This is a genomic window from Agrobacterium cavarae, assembly GCF_004310285.1.
Lineage (GTDB): Bacteria > Pseudomonadota > Alphaproteobacteria > Rhizobiales > Rhizobiaceae > Agrobacterium > Agrobacterium cavarae.
The window spans coordinates 70,814-85,699 of the sequence record NZ_SISF01000022.1 but is presented as its reverse complement, the minus strand read 5'-3'; the positions used below and the strand labels follow the sequence as shown (position 1 = coordinate 85,699).

Below are 14,886 nucleotides of genomic sequence, written 5' to 3'. Positions count from 1 at the left end.
CCGGTTCGCTTACAGGAAGCTGCGACGTTCTTTTGCAACGATATCCTGCAAAAACTGCACGACCGTCCTCACGCGGGCAAGTTGCCGGGCATTCTCGTGATAGGCCGTCCAGTAGGATCGCCGGATGGAAATCTCGGGAAGCAACCGCACAAGGCTTGGATCGTTACGGGCAATGTAGTCATGCAGGATGCAAATCCCTGCGCCGGAACGCACCGCCTCGGTTTGACCGATCGCGCTGGAAACCGCAAATGTCGCGTCCCAGTCGCGCATGATTTCTGCGGTAAAATTGAGCGATGGCGAAAAGATCAGATCTTCGACATATCCAATCCGCCGATGCTGTCTCAAATCCTCGACAGATTGAGGTGCCGGATTTTGTTCGAGATAGGTTTTCGACGCGTAGAGGCCGAGTGAGTAATCGGTCAGCTTTGAAAAGACCAGCCGCCCTTGCTCGGGCCGCTCGATTGTAATGGCAATGTCGGCCTCGCGGTGGGAAAGCGAAAAAGACCGCGGCACAGGCACCAACTCGATCCGTAATTCCGGATGCGCCGCCGTCAATGCACCGAGACGCGGCGCGAGAAATGAGACGCCAAAGCCATCCGGAGCTCCGATCCTGACCGTACCGCTGATCGCTGAGAGGCCTTGGCCCAGAACAGCCTGAGCGGAAAGCATTTCAGCTTCCATGCGCTCTGCGGAGATGAGAAACCGTGCCCCTTCTTCCGTCAATTCGCAGCCATTGGTGCGGCGGACAAAGAGCCTCGTCTCCAGGGCGGTTTCCAGCAAGGTCAGGCGCCTCGACAAGGTTGCGTGATTGAGACCAAGCCGTCGTGAGGCGGCAAGAATCTGGCCTGTCCGGGCGACCGCAAGAAACAGGCGCACATCATCCCAGTTCATTTGCTCACCATTGCTACAGGCTCGACATCGATAAGGCTCAGCGACCGGACCATCATCTGGGTTTCGCGCTTGTATTTGAGAAAATGCGGCGTCTGTAGGTGCGCCTCATAAGCCTGGACGTCGCGGTAGACTTCAAGAATGCGGATTGTATCCGGGGCATCCTTCAAGGCGACGGCGTTGAGAGCGAGGACGCCCTCTTCAAGTCGCACCGAAGCCTCGATCTCCTCAATCAGGAGACGGCGGTAATCATCAAGATGGACAGGATCGATTTCGAGTTCCGCCATCCTCACAATGCGCTTGTGATCCATCGCACTTTGCCTCCGTTTTGCAAAAAACCTTAAACATCGATCGCCTAGCATGGCGTAGGACTTTAATTTACGCACAACGGATGATTACTCCCGGTCATTGATTTGTGCAAATTAAAGCGCGAAGGTGCGGCAACGAAAATCTAAGGAGGACACCATGAACGAGATCGGCCATTTCATTAACGGCAAGCGCGTGGCAGGCACGAGCGGCCGCACGTCGAATGTCTTCAACCCGGCAACCGGCGAAGTGCAGGCAACCGTGGCGCTGGCAAGCGATGCGGAAATCCTCGCCGCGGTGCAGAGCGCCAAGACCGCGCAGCCGAAATGGGCAGCGACCAACCCGCAGCGTCGCGCCCGCGTCTTCTTCAAGTTCGTCGAACTCCTCAACAAGCACATGGATGAGCTGGCGGTGCTTCTCTCCAGCGAGCACGGCAAGACGGTCGAAGATTCCAAGGGCGATATCATTCGCGGCCTGGAAGTCTGCGAGTTCGTCTGCGGCATTCCGCATCTCGCCAAGGGCGAGTTCACCGAAGGTGCAGGCCCGGCGATCGACATGTATTCCATCCGCCAGCCTGTCGGCATCGGTGCTGGCATCACGCCGTTCAACTTCCCAGCCATGATCCCCATGTGGATGTTCGCCCCCGCAATCGCCTGCGGCAACGCCTTCATCCTCAAGCCATCCGAGCGTGATCCCTCCTTGCCGATCCGTCTCGCAGAATTGATGATCGAAGCAGGTCTGCCCGCCGGCATTCTCAACGTCATCAATGGTGATAAGAGCGCGGTTGATGGTCTTTTGACCAACCCGGATGTCGGCGCTGTCTCCTTCGTCGGCTCCACGCCGATTGCCCGTTACGTCTATGGAACCGCTGCCATGAACGGCAAGCGCGCCCAGTGCTTCGGCGGCGCGAAGAACCACATGATCATCATGCCGGATGCCGATCTCGATCAGGCCGTCAACGCGCTGATGGGTGCCGGTTACGGTTCGGCTGGCGAACGCTGCATGGCCGTCTCAGTGGCCGTGCCTGTGGGCGAAGAGACTGCCAACCGTCTCGTCGAAAAACTCATCCCGCAAATTGAAGCTCTGAAGATCGGTCCTTACACCGACGACAAGGCCGACATGGGTCCGCTCATCACCAAGGAAGCTCAGGCGCGCGTCAAGGGTCTGATCGACAGCGGTGTCGAGCAGGGCGCCAAGCTTCTGGTCGATGGTCGCGATTTCAAGCTGCAGGGCTATGAGGACGGTTACTTCGTCGGCGGCTGCCTGTTCGACCACGTCACGCCTGACATGGATATCTACAAGCAGGAAATCTTCGGACCGGTTCTCTCCGTCGTCCGCGCCCAGAACTACGAAGAAGCGCTCGACCTGCCGATGAAGCATGAATATGGCAATGGCGTCGCCATCTTTACCCGCGACGGCGATGCTGCCCGTGACTTTGCTTCCCGCATCAATATCGGCATGATCGGCGTCAACGTTCCGATCCCGGTTCCGCTCGCCTATCACTCCTTCGGCGGCTGGAAGGCCTCGAGCTTCGGCGACCTCAACCAGCACGGCACGGATTCGATCAAGTTCTGGACCAAGACCAAGACGATCACCGCCCGCTGGCCATCCGGCATCAAGTCGGGTGCTGAATTCGTCATGCCGACGATGAAGTGATGCGGATTGAAGTTTGAAGGATGGAGGCCCCGTTTGCGCGGGGCCTTTCTTTTGGTGGCCCAAACTCTCCCTCTGCTCAAGGCCGAGGATGACGGCTAAGAGCGAAGTTGGCCGTCATCTTCAAGCAGAGCATCGCTTGAGCCCGTCTCTTAGTCCAGCGCTAAGCAGCCCCTTGAAGTCGTATTTCATAGCAGACGATATTCTCAGCCGTAACGCTGGCATCCTCTCCAACGAGCACGCAATCCAACGCCTCAAGTTCCACCGTCTCGCCTGCACTGGTCACCGTAACCAGACCCGTCGCCAGAAGATAAACGGTCTCTCCGCTGTAGCAGCCACTGATCGAGAACGGGCCAGTCTTTCGCTCGACGCTATGCGCGAACCGCCCACGACGCGTCATGACGTTGAGATCGGTGATGGCGCCATCCACAAGCGTTGCGTCGACAGGAACATCGGCGGCAAAACGAAGCGGATCGCTTTCCATCGTCAAAAGAACCGGTGCCGCACCGTCGATTGTGAGCGACATGCCGTGCCCAGACAGAATGGATAGCGTTCGATCAATCTCCGGAAACAGAGAAAAGGCGCCGTCATTGGCGACGCTTGCCATGCTGATCCGCCACTCGAACGCGTCCATGGACGCGCCAGGCGGAAAGACGGCGATTTCCACCGTCTCTCCCTTGCCGTTCTTCCACGGCATACGCTTGTACTCAGACGCGCGAAGCCGTCTCATCGCTCAGTTACCCAGAATGCCGGGCAGGCGAAGGCCCTTCTCCTTGGCGCAATCGAGCGCGATGTCGTAACCGGCATCCGCGTGGCGCATCACGCCCGTCGCCGGGTCGTTCCACAGCACGCGCTCCAGACGGCGCGCGGCATCATCCGTGCCGTCGGCGCAGATGACGACACCCGAATGCTGCGAGAAGCCCATGCCGACGCCGCCGCCATGGTGCAGCGACACCCAGGTGGCGCCCGATGCGGTGTTGAGCAGCGCGTTCAGCAGCGGCCAGTCGGAAACGGCGTCCGAGCCGTCCTTCATCGCTTCGGTCTCGCGGTTGGGTGAGGCGACCGAGCCGGAATCGAGGTGATCGCGGCCGATCACGACCGGGGCCTTCAGCTCGCCGCTTTTGACCATGTCGTTGAAGGCAAGCGCCAAGCGATGACGATCGCCGAGGCCAACCCAGCAGATACGCGCCGGCAGACCCTGGAAGGCGATGCGCTCACGCGCCATATCTAGCCAGTTGTGCAGATGCTTGTTGTCCGGCAGCAGTTCCTTCACCTTGGCGTCGGTCTTGTAGATGTCTTCCGGATCACCCGAAAGGGCTGCCCAACGGAATGGCCCGATGCCGCGGCAAAAGAGCGGGCGGATATAGGCAGGCACGAAGCCGGGGAAGGCGAAGGCGTTTTCGAAACCTTCTTCCTTGGCGACCTGGCGGATATTGTTGCCGTAGTCGAGCGTCGGAACACCGGCGTTCCAGAAATCCACCATGGCCTGAACCTGCGTCTTCATCGAAGCGCGGGCAGCAGCCTCCACCGCCTTCGGATCGCTCTCCTGCTTGGCGCGCCATTCGGCGACGCTCCAGCCGGAAGGCAGATAGCCATGGATCGGGTCATGCGCGGACGTCTGGTCGGTGACGATATCTGGGCGTGCACCACCCGCCTTCATCCGCTTGACGAGTTCCGGGAAGATATCGGCGGCGTTGCCGATGAGGCCGACGGATTTCGCTTCGCCCGCCTTGGTCCACTGGTCGATCAGCGCTAGCGCCTCATCCAGCGTATGCGCCTTGGCATCGAGGTAGCGGGTGCGCAGGCGGAAATCGACGCGGGTCTCGTCGCATTCGACAGCCAGGCAGCAGGCGCCTGCCATCACGGCTGCGAGCGGCTGTGCGCCACCCATGCCACCAAGGCCACCGGTCAGGATCCACTTGCCCGTGAGATTGCCGCCGAAATGCTGGCGCCCCGCTTCCACGAAGGTTTCATAGGTGCCCTGAACGATGCCCTGCGTGCCGATATAGATCCACGACCCGGCCGTCATTTGGCCGTACATGGCAAGGCCCTTGCGGTCCAGTTCGTTGAAATGCTCCCACGTCGCCCAATGCGGAACGAGGTTGGAGTTGGCGATCAGAACGCGCGGCGCGTCCTTGTGGGTGCGAAACACGCCGACGGGCTTGCCGGATTGCACCAGCAGCGTCTCGTCTTCGTTGAGGTCCTTCAGCGTGGCGACGATCCGGTCGAAATCCTCCCAGGTGCGCGCGGCGCGGCCGATGCCGCCATAGACCACCAGTTCATGCGGGCGCTCCGCGACATCCGGGTCCAGGTTGTTCATCAGCATGCGCAACGGCGCTTCGGTCATCCAGCTCTTGGCGTTGAGTTCCGGACCCTGCGGTGCGCGGACTTCTCGTTCGTTATGACGCGGGTTTGTCATGATCTTTCCCCTTTATGGTCTGAGAGCGAGCGCAAAATCTTCCATGCGCGTCAGAATGGTTTTGAGATGGGTGCGAAGCTTCGCGGCCTTGTCGCCATCATAGGCAAAGGGCGGCCTCTCGGTTTCGAGATGCGTGCATTGCGCAAGCTCCATCTGGATCGCGTGCATGCCCTTATCCGGCTGGCCGTAGTGGCGCGTCGTCCAGCCGCCCTTGAAGCGGCCGTTGAGAATGGACGTATAGCCTTCAGCCGCAGAGGTCACATCGACGGCAATGGCCTCCGCCGCCGGGTCGCAGGTCTTGCCCATATCCGTGCCGATGTTGAAATCCGGCAGCTTTCCTTCGAAGAGGAAAGGAATATGCGAGCGGATGGAATGGCAATCATAGAGGATCGCCACGCCATGGATCGCCTTCACACGGTCGATCTCGGCTGCAAGCGCTGCATGATAAGGCGCATGGAAATGCTGCAGCCGGTAAGCGATATCCTCTTCCGTCGGCGCCTCACCCTCTTTCCAGATCGCCTCGCCATCGAAATCCGTTTCGGGCACGAGGCCGGTCGTGTTCTGGCCTGGATAAAGGCTGGTGCCGGAAGGATCGCGATTGGCGTCGATCACGTAGCGATGGAAGGTGGCGCGCACCGTCGTCGCGTCGGAGAGCAGACCGGCATAAAGCTCGTGAATGTGCCAGTCGGTGTCTGCCAGCAGCTGGCCATTGTCGTTCAGCCGCTCCCAGATGTCTGGTGGAACGTCTGTGCCAGTGTGCGGCAGGCCGAGAATGATGGGCGACCGACCGCGGTGGATATCAACGACTGACATCTTAGGCCTCCAGCTTCGGCAGAATGCCACCCGAAATTGCATCGACCAAGGCGCCTGTTGCAATCAGGTCGGATGCAGCCTTGAGATCGGGCGCCATGTAGCGGTCTTCCTCAAGCGAGGGAATTTCTGCGCGCAGAACAGACATGGCCTTCTGCAACTCAGGGCTCGTCTTCAAGGGACCGCGCAGTTCAACGCCCTGCACGGCAGACAGCGCCTCGATGCCGAGGATGGCGAAAAGATTGTCCGTCATGGGCAGCAGGCGGCGCGCGCCGTGGCAGGCCATGGACACATGGTCTTCCTGGTTGGCGGAAGTCGGCGTGGAATCGACGGATGCCGGGTGCGACATCTGCTTGTTTTCGCTCATCAGCGCAGCCGACGTTACTTCGGCGATCATCAGCCCGGAGTTCAGGCCGGGCTTCTTCGAAAGAAAGGCCGGCAAGCCGTAGGAGAGGGCCGGATCGACCAGAAGCGCGATACGACGCTGGGCAATCGCCCCAATTTCGCAGATCGCAAGGGCGGTCTGATCCGCGGCAAAGGCCACGGGCTCAGCATGGAAATTGCCACCGGAGACGACCGAGTTATCGGAAAGAACCAGCGGATTGTCCGTCACCGCATTGGCTTCGATTTCCAGCGTCTTAGCGACCTGTCGCAGAAGATCGAGGCATGCGCCATCCACCTGCGGCTGGCAGCGGATGCAATATGGGTCCTGAACCCGCTCGTCGCCTTCAATATGGCTGACGCGGATTTCCGATCCTTCCAGCAGCTGCCGAAGGGCCGCACCGGCGTCGATCTGGCCCTTGTGACCGCGCAGCGTATGGATATCCGGATGGAAGGGTGCCGAAGATCCCATCGCCGCATCGGTGGAAAGCGCGCCGGTGATGAGGGCTGCCTGTGCCGCGCGATGGGCGCGGAAAAGACCAGCAAGGGCCAGAGCGGTCGATGTCTGCGTGCCGTTGATCAGCGCCAGACCTTCCTTGGCCGCTAGAACTACAGGCGTCAGCCCGGCCTTTGCCAGCGCGTCGCGGGCAGCCATCTGCTCACCGCCAAAGAAGGCTTCACCTTCGCCCATCATCACTGCGGCCATATGCGCAAGCGGCGCGAGATCGCCCGAAGCGCCGACCGAGCCCTTCTCCGGGATCAGCGGGATGACGCCCTTTTCGAGCATGGCTTCGATCAGCCGCACCAGCTCCAGCCGCACGCCGGACGCACCGCGCCCAAGCGAAATCAGCTTCAGCGCCATGATCAGCCGCACGACATTTTCCGGCAGGGGCGCGCCAACGCCGCAGCAATGGGAAAGGATCAGATTGCGCTGAAGGGTCGCGACATCCGCGGCATCGATCTTGATCGAGGCCAGTTTGCCGAAGCCAGTATTGATGCCATAGACCGGCGCGTTGCCGGCGGCGATATCAGCGATGCGCTTCGCCGCCTTCTCGATACCGGTATCGAAGGAGGGATGGAGCTTGGCGGCACCATTCTCCCAATAGATTGCCGCGAGATCGGCAAGTGGCACTGCGCCCGGATGAAGAGTGATGGTCATGGTTCAGATCGTCCGTCCCTTGAAGATGCGTGCGTGAAGCGGATTGAAGCCGATGCGATAAACGAGCTCCGCCGGACGCTCGATGTTCCAGATGGCGAGATCGGCAGCTTTGCCAACTTCCAGCGTGCCGGTCTCGGCGAGAATACCAAGAGCCTTGGCGGCGTTGCGGGTCGTGGCAGTGAGGCACTCATCCACCGTCATGCGAAAGAGTGTCGCTCCCATATTCATGGTCAGCAACAGAGATGTCAGCGGCGAGGTGCCGGGATTGCAATCTGTCGCAAGCGCGATGTCCGCGCCCGTATCGCGCAGAGCCTGCATCGGCGGAAGCTTTGTTTCGCGCAGCGCATAGAAAGCGCCGGGCAGAAGAACGGCAACAGTGCCGGATGTGGCGAGCGCCTTCGCACCAGCCTCATCCAGATATTCCAGATGGTCGGCGGAAAGTGCGCCATAGGAGGCAGCCAGTTCTGCGCCGTGAAGATTGGATAGCTGTTCTGCGTGAAGCTTGATCGGCAGGCCGAGCGCTTTAGCCTTGTCGAAGACGACGCGCATCTCCTCGACGGAAAAAGCGATGCCTTCGCAAAAGCCGTCCACGGCATCAACCAGCTTTTCGTGATGCGCACGTTCCATACCAGGCAATACAACGTCAGCTATGTAATCCGCATTCCGCCCTTTGTATTCGGCGGGCGTCGCATGGGCGGCGAGATAGCTGGTCAGAACACGAACCGGACGCAAAGTTTCGAGCCTGCGCGCGACGCGCAGCATCTTCAGTTCGGTGTCGATATTGAGCCCATAGCCGGATTTGATCTCAATGGTGGAAACACCTTCGGCAAGCAGCGTGTCGAGGCGGGGAAGGGCTTCCGCGACCAGTTCGTCTTCGCTCTTCGTGCGGGTATCACGCACGGAAGAGACGATACCACCGCCAGCCTTGGCGATCTCTTCATAGCTTGCGCCATTCAGACGCATCTCGAATTCCATGGCGCGGTTGCCGCCAAAGACCAGATGCGTGTGGCCATCGATCAATCCGGGCGTGATCCAGCGGCCTTCGCAATCGATCGCCTCTGCCTCAGCGATCAGGTTTGAAGGGAGCTCGGACTCTGAGCCGACAAACACGATCCGCCCGTCTTTGACGGCAATCGCGCCGCTTTCGATAATGCCAAGGCCGTTACGGGAAGGATCAAGCGTCGCAAGGCGGGCGTTTCGCCAGAGCGAAATGCCGTTGTCGGCCGAGGTGGAATTCCGGTTTGTCATCAGTTTTTCCTTCCCTTCTGATCAATATGTATATACATAATAGAGGTAGAGGCAAGAGCCTGTTCGAGGAAATTGAGGAGCCGACATGTTCATCCATGCTGAAACCGCTTTGTTGCCGACAGGTTGGGCGACCAATGTTCGCCTCGAGATCGCAGATGGTAAGATCTTGTCGGTCACGCAGGGCGTGGAAGCCGTCGCCGGTGAAGAGCGTCACGCGGTGCTCGTGCCTGCCATGCCGAACCTTCACAGCCACGCCTTTCAACGCGCCATGGCCGGCATGGTGGAACGGCGCGGTACGACTGAAGACAGTTTCTGGAGCTGGCGCACGCTGATGTACCGCTTCGCGCTGTCGATGACGCCGGAGCAGGTGGAGGCGGTGGCAGCCCAGCTTTACATGGAAATGCTGGAGGCCGGTTTTGGTCGTGTGGGTGAGTTTCATTATCTCCATCACGACAAGGATGGCGCTCATTATGCCAACATTGCGGAGCTGGCCGAACGGATCGCCGCCGCCGCATCACAAACCGGCATTTCTCTGACATTGCTGCCGGTGCTCTACGCCCATTCCGGTTTCGGCGGCGAGCCTCCTGTGGAGGGCCAGCGCCGCTTCATCAACTCGATTGACAGTTTTGCCCGTCTGCTAGAGGGGTGCCGCAGAGCTGTCTCGGCTTTGCCCGCAAGCGTCGTCGGCGTTGCTCCCCATAGCCTGCGCGCTGTAACGCCGGAAGAGCTGAGCTTTGCCGCGCAATTGGCGCCCGATGCGCCGCTTCACATTCACATTGCCGAGCAGGTGAAAGAGGTCGAAGACTGTAGCGCGTGGTCGGGCAGGCGTCCGGTGGAATGGCTGCTCGAGAATGCGGAGGTCACGGATCGCTGGTGCCTCATCCACGCAACGCATATGACCGAAGCCGAAACGCAAGGCGTGGCCAGAAAGGGTGCGATTGCTGGTCTCTGCCCGATCACGGAAGCCAATCTCGGGGATGGCACCTTTTCCGCCGTTGAATTCCTCAAACATGGCGGCACCTTCGGCATCGGCTCGGACAGCAATGTGCTGATCGGTGTCGGTGAAGAGCTGCGTCAACTCGAATATTCTCAACGCCTTTCGCACCGCGCGCGCAACGTCATTGCTCCGGCCAATGGCTCGACGGGCCGCACCCTGTTCGATGGCGCTTTGACGGGCGGCGCGAAGGCTTTGGGTGTCAAGGCCGGGATCGCCGCAGGCAATGCCGCGGATTTCTCATCCTTGAATGTGGAGGCCGCTCCCTATCTGCAAGGCGACGATATTCTCGATGGCTGGATTTTCGGCAATCTCGTCAAGCCGCATGACGTGTGGATCAGCGGCAAGCCTGTGGTGCGCGACGGCGCACATATCCGCCGTGATGAAATTGCAGGTCGCTTCCAGCATACGATGCGGCAGCTTTTGTCCGTCTGACGCGAATAGATGAAGCTAACATAGGCGCCGGACGACCTTGACTCGGAGAACAAGCTCGCCGAGTCATTGCGGTCAGGGAGTTCAGACACATGCCACATTTTCTTCGCCAGCTTTCGCCGACGGGTCTCGGCGTCGCGGTCATGCTTTTCGGCATGCTGCTCTTCGCGCTCAACGATGCGATGGGCAAGTTCCTCGTCTCCACCTACAGCCTCGGTCAGGTCATCGCCGTGCGTAGCATCGCGGCCGTCATCATCCTGTTGCCGATCGTCTGGAAGGCAGGACTGCCGAAGCTGGTGAATGTAGAGCGCCCCGGTCTGCAGGCAGCACGTGTGTTCTTCTCAACGGCCGAACTCTTCTGTTTCTATTTCGCCGTCGCAGCACTTCCGTTGGCTGACGTCATGACCTATTGGCTGGCTGCACCTATCTATGTGGCCGCATTGTCACCCTTCCTTCTGGGTGAGAAAGTCGGCTGGAGACGGTGGACGGCGATCGGCATCGGGTTCGTTGGTGTGCTGATCGCGTTGAAGCCGAGTTCGGCCTCTTTGACCAGCGCCGCCTTCTTTTCCATCCTCGGCAGTGCCGCCTTCGCCTTTATGATGCTGTCCGGCCGACAGCTGCGCAATACGCCGGACACGGTACTGGCCTTCTGGCAGATCATCGGGGCAGGGCTTGCGGGTGTTGTTGCCATTCTCGTCACGCCGTCCGGCTGGATTCCAATACAATCGGGCTTCGATCTGTCGCTGCTTGCCCTTCTCGGCATCGTCGCGATGACCGCACATGTGCTGGTCAACCGCGCTCTCAAACTTGCCGACGCGGCGACAGTCGCACCTTTGCAATATACGTTGCTGTTGTGGGCCGTCATCTTCGGCTGGCTGATCTTCGGCGATGTGCCGCAGCTCAGCATCGTCATTGGCGCGGGGTTGATCGTTCTCTCGGGACTCTACATCTTCTTCCGCGAGAATGCCGTGAAGCGCAAACAGGCTAAGACGGCAGTTCAGCCCATCGAAGATCTGGTCTGATCCTTAATCGCACCGTAACGATGGCCTGGTGCCCGGATACAACCTGAAAGATGTAAATCAGGAGTCATCGGGCCTCGGAGAGGCCGACGACCAGCCAAAAAACAACTTTGACCTTGACGAAATCACGAAGTTGAGAGACTAGAGTGACATGCTGCCCCTGACATCGGGCAGGATGAAACCTTGGTGCCGGGCCCCTCTGGCGAGAGTTTTACGGCGCTCTCGCGATGTCGGTACCGCCTGCTTATGACGCCGGCGGATGAACACCCATGAACAACTCAACCATGCATTCGGTGCTGGCGCGCGACGTCACGCACATCTCCTGCTCTAATGTTGCGGGGGCTTTGTGATGACCCCCACCACGCAATCCACGCTCTCCTATTTCAAATGGGCCTTTATCGTCACGGTCGTCGGCCTGCTTCTCGGCGGCTATCTCGGCTGGGAAATGACCGGCACTGTGAGTGGCACTGCCACGATCTTCTTCATCTGCGCGGTGCTGGCCGTGCTGGAAATCTCGCTCTCCTTCGACAACGCCATCGTCAATGCCAACAAGCTGAAGGACATGACGCCGGAATGGCAGCATCGCTTCCTCACCTGGGGCATTCTGATCGCCGTCTTCGGCATGCGTATCGTCTTCCCGCTTCTGATCGTCGTCATCGCCGCCAATGTCGGCCCCTGGACGGCCATGGTGATGGCCGCGACCGAGCCGGATCGTTACGCCCAGATCATGCATGACGCGCATCTGCCGATTGCGGCTTTTGGCGGCACCTTCCTGATGATGGTGGGCCTCAGCTTCTTCTTCGACCATGAGAAGGACGTTCACTGGGTTCGCTGGTTCGAGGAAAAGATCGCGACCTATTCCTCGATCAAGGGCATCGAGATCGCCTTCGTCCTGATCATCATGCTGATCTTCACGCGCATCATCAGCAACAGCACCAACCCTGATCTCGGACCGGAGGCAGCCAACGTCTTCTTCACCTCCGCGATCTGGGGCCTCTTGACCTTCCTTCTGGTGGAAGTGCTTGGCGGCATCCTCGATCGCAGCCAGCAGATGCTGGAAGGCGCGGCGAAGGGTGGCTTCGGCGCATTCCTGTACCTCGAAGTTCTGGATGCCAGCTTCTCTTTCGATGGTGTCATCGGCGCTTTCGCTTTGACGTCGAACCTTTTCATCATCGCCATCGGCCTCGGCATCGGCGCCATGTATGTGCGCTCCATGACCATCATGCTGGTGGAAAAGGGAACGCTCGCGGAATATCGCTACCTTGAGCACGGCGCGTTCTACGCGATCCTGATCCTCTCGGTGATCATGTACACTCAGAGCCTCGTCCACATTCCGGAAGTCATCACCGGTCTTGGCGGCGCGACCCTCATCGGCATCGCGCTCTGGTCTTCGATCCGCTACAACAGGCAGGAAAAAGCCCGCGAAGCTGGTGCCGCGCATGGTGCCAAAGTCTGACGAGCGCAAGACCCTCTGACTCCAAGGGCAGAGGGTCGCTGCACCTTAATTTTGCGCGGCGCTTAAAAAATCGCCCGTGACCCCTCGCAATCGATGCGAATCGAGGGTGCGGAGAAGCCAAACTGTCGAAATGGCAGGTTGGCACGCTTCCTGCATCTTAAGTTCCCAAGTCCAGAGGGGACACGGAAGCTCAAAAAGAGCAGAGACAGACCGCCGCCATTTCGAAGAGAAAACTTCGATGGCGGCGGTTTTGTTTTTATTCACCGCTTGGCGCGATGATGTGCGCGATTGTTCAAAGGACGGAGAGATCGAACGTGCCAGTGGAATTGTCGCCAAGCCAGGCGCTCGGCTTGTGGCACCGCGTTGCGTTGGCGCAGGTGGAAGACAATGCGCCTGATCTGACACTGAGACAGACGGCGATTCTTCTCCAGATCTATCTGGTGCCACCGCCGCACACCGTGCGCGGCTTGGCGAGTATACTTGGCGTCACCAAGCCTGTGATCACGCGGGCACTCGACAGCATGGGCGCGATGGGTCTTGTCGATCGTGAGCGCGATGCGAAGGACCGCCGCAATGTGGTGATCAAACGCACGGTCGCCGGCGCGCTTTATCTGGAAAAATTCGGCGATCTGATTATTGATGGAGCACGAAAAGCTTAATGCTCGAAAGTTGCCGCATTGCCGTTCGATGAACGTCAGATAAACCTTTCGAAAACCAGGACCGAACGACCATGACATCTGCCGAAGCGCTTGACCGCCGACTGAACGTCTTCCGCGCCGATATCGCAGATGCGAAACTTAAAGGCAGGGTCGAGGCACAGCGTTTCATCACTGGCGAACCCGCCCAGGTCGCCCTTCCCGTTATCGGACTTCGCCCGAAGCCGGACATTGCCTCTGGCATCGATACCGAACTGCTGCTCGGCGAGCCGATCCGCGTCTTCGATAGTGCCGACGGTTGGGCCTTTGTGCAGGCTGAGGTTGATGGTTATGTCGGTTACGTTCCAGATGCTGCGGTGGGCGCTGTGGAGGCGACAACCCATATCGTCATCGCTCCCCGCACCTTTCTCTATCCTGCTGCTGAACTTAGAAAGCCACCGGTTGCAGCCCTTTCCATGGGCAGCCGCCTGACATTCGTCGGCGAGGAGGAGACGCGCGGAACGCGATACCTGATGACGGCAAAAGGCGAGGGGGTGATTGCCTCCCATTGTCTGCCCGTCGACCAGCAGATTTCGAGCGACTACGTCGCGGTCGCGCTGCGCTTTCTGGAAACACCCTATCTCTGGGGCGGCCGCTCCGGCTTCGGCATCGATTGCTCCGGCCTCGTTCAGTTGTCGATGGCCATGACCGGCAAATTTGCGCTGCGCGATACGGATATGCAGGTGAAGTCTCTCGGAACCGAAATCGAGCGCGACGCCTTGCGCCGCGGCGACCTTGTCTTCTGGAAAGGCCATGTGGGCATCATGGAGGACGAGAAAACGCTGCTGCACGCCAACGGCCATACGATGAATGTCGCACGCGAAAATCTGGACGAGGCCATTGAGCGGATTGGCTGGCTCTATGATAGGCCGACAGCCTATCGCCGTCCGTGATTGCTCACGAAAACGTTTTGAAAGGCATCCTGCGGATCACGCAGGCTCTGCTTATATAAACGTCATCTTGCATTGGGGTGCGACATGATGAGAAGCCTGAGACGTGCTCTTGCCGGTCTGACGTTGTGCCTTGTCGCCTGGGCACTGCCTCAGGCTGGCATGGCCCAGATCGTCTACAAGGACGGTTATCTCCCTGCCCCCGACGCCTATGCCAATCTGCCTGGCGTGAAGGACCCGAAGACGCTGCAGCCGCAGGAACGCTATCGCTGCCATTCGACTGTGGTTGAATCCAGCAACCCGAACGGCCCTTATCGCGATCTCTTCGGCAGCGATGGCCTGCCTGTTCAAGGCTATCGTTGCTCCGGCTCCTCAGGCACGTCTTTCTTCGGCACCCGAGTGCCGACATCGAAGGACTGGTATCCCGGCATCAACCCGCCCGCCACCGACTTCTAAGTTGCTTCGGCTTTCGCGCGTACCATACCTGCGTCAACCGGTCTGGACTTGCCATGCGCTTTTCAGATAAGTCTTTGACC

General features: G+C 59.6%; 14 protein-coding genes. 7 read left to right on the top strand and 7 right to left on the bottom strand.

Annotated elements, in window-relative coordinates; translation table 11 throughout:
• Window positions 1-9 precede the first annotated feature (9 nt).
• A complete protein-coding gene (locus tag EYC79_RS02860) occupies window positions 10-891 on the bottom strand; it encodes a LysR family transcriptional regulator (RefSeq protein ID WP_062427262.1) in 882 nt (293 codons plus the stop codon).
• Entirely contained in the window at window positions 888-1,199 is a 312-nt protein-coding gene (locus tag EYC79_RS02855; protein WP_112955339.1) for a putative quinol monooxygenase, read from the bottom strand. Before EYC79_RS02855 ends, EYC79_RS02860 begins: the two co-directional genes overlap by 4 nt.
• Window positions 1,200-1,353: 154 nt before the next feature.
• Between EYC79_RS02855 and EYC79_RS02850 the strand changes: the two genes are divergently transcribed.
• Entirely contained in the window at window positions 1,354-2,850 is a 1,497-nt protein-coding gene (locus EYC79_RS02850) for a CoA-acylating methylmalonate-semialdehyde dehydrogenase (protein ID WP_112955341.1), read from the top strand.
• Between the two features lie 160 nt (window positions 2,851-3,010).
• Here EYC79_RS02850 and EYC79_RS02845 read toward each other — a convergent pair whose 3' ends face one another.
• The 5 genes from EYC79_RS02845 to hutI are packed head-to-tail and all read right to left on the bottom strand — an operon-like array spanning window position 3,011 to window position 8,864.
• Window positions 3,011-3,577 (bottom strand): HutD/Ves family protein, encoded by a 567-nt coding sequence (locus tag EYC79_RS02845; RefSeq protein WP_130977087.1) that lies wholly within the window; start codon window positions 3,575-3,577, stop codon window positions 3,011-3,013.
• Window positions 3,578-3,580: 3 nt separating this feature from the next.
• Complete coding sequence (gene hutU, locus EYC79_RS02840; RefSeq protein ID WP_062427258.1) at window positions 3,581-5,266, bottom strand: urocanate hydratase; 1,686 nt, start codon at window positions 5,264-5,266, stop codon at window positions 3,581-3,583.
• Window positions 5,267-5,278: 12 nt separating this feature from the next.
• Entirely contained in the window at window positions 5,279-6,079 is an 801-nt protein-coding gene (gene hutG, locus EYC79_RS02835; RefSeq protein WP_130977086.1) for an N-formylglutamate deformylase, read from the bottom strand.
• A 1-nt stretch (window position 6,080) separates the two neighbouring features.
• Complete coding sequence (gene hutH, locus EYC79_RS02830; protein ID WP_113272961.1) at window positions 6,081-7,616, bottom strand: histidine ammonia-lyase; 1,536 nt, start codon at window positions 7,614-7,616, stop codon at window positions 6,081-6,083.
• A 3-nt stretch (window positions 7,617-7,619) separates the two neighbouring features.
• Window positions 7,620-8,864 carry an imidazolonepropionase gene (gene hutI / locus EYC79_RS02825; RefSeq protein ID WP_130977085.1) on the bottom strand — a complete coding sequence of 415 codons (1,245 nt, stop codon included), beginning with the start codon at window positions 8,862-8,864 and terminating at the stop codon, window positions 7,620-7,622.
• An 85-nt stretch (window positions 8,865-8,949) separates the two neighbouring features.
• On the opposite strand from hutI, the gene EYC79_RS02820 reads away from it, so the two are divergent.
• From EYC79_RS02820 to EYC79_RS02795, 6 genes are all read left to right on the top strand, one after another.
• Window positions 8,950-10,293 (top strand): formimidoylglutamate deiminase, encoded by a 1,344-nt coding sequence (locus EYC79_RS02820; RefSeq protein WP_130977084.1) that lies wholly within the window; start codon window positions 8,950-8,952, stop codon window positions 10,291-10,293.
• An 89-nt stretch (window positions 10,294-10,382) separates the two neighbouring features.
• Window positions 10,383-11,312, top strand: a complete 930-nt coding sequence (locus tag EYC79_RS02815) for a DMT family transporter (RefSeq protein WP_062443310.1) — start codon at window positions 10,383-10,385, stop codon at window positions 11,310-11,312.
• 346 nt (window positions 11,313-11,658) lie between these two features.
• On the top strand, window positions 11,659-12,765 hold the full coding sequence (locus EYC79_RS02810) for a DUF475 domain-containing protein (protein ID WP_062427252.1): 1,107 nt from the start codon (window positions 11,659-11,661) through the stop codon (window positions 12,763-12,765).
• 314 nt (window positions 12,766-13,079) lie between these two features.
• Window positions 13,080-13,424 (top strand): MarR family winged helix-turn-helix transcriptional regulator, encoded by a 345-nt coding sequence (locus EYC79_RS02805; protein WP_112955357.1) that lies wholly within the window; start codon window positions 13,080-13,082, stop codon window positions 13,422-13,424.
• A 71-nt stretch (window positions 13,425-13,495) separates the two neighbouring features.
• Window positions 13,496-14,353: a C40 family peptidase gene (locus EYC79_RS02800; RefSeq protein ID WP_130977083.1), complete on the top strand. Its 858-nt coding sequence runs from the start codon at window positions 13,496-13,498 to the stop codon at window positions 14,351-14,353.
• 84 nt (window positions 14,354-14,437) lie between these two features.
• A complete protein-coding gene (locus tag EYC79_RS02795) occupies window positions 14,438-14,806 on the top strand; it encodes a hypothetical protein (RefSeq protein WP_418121720.1) in 369 nt (122 codons plus the stop codon).
• Window positions 14,807-14,886 lie beyond the last annotated feature (80 nt).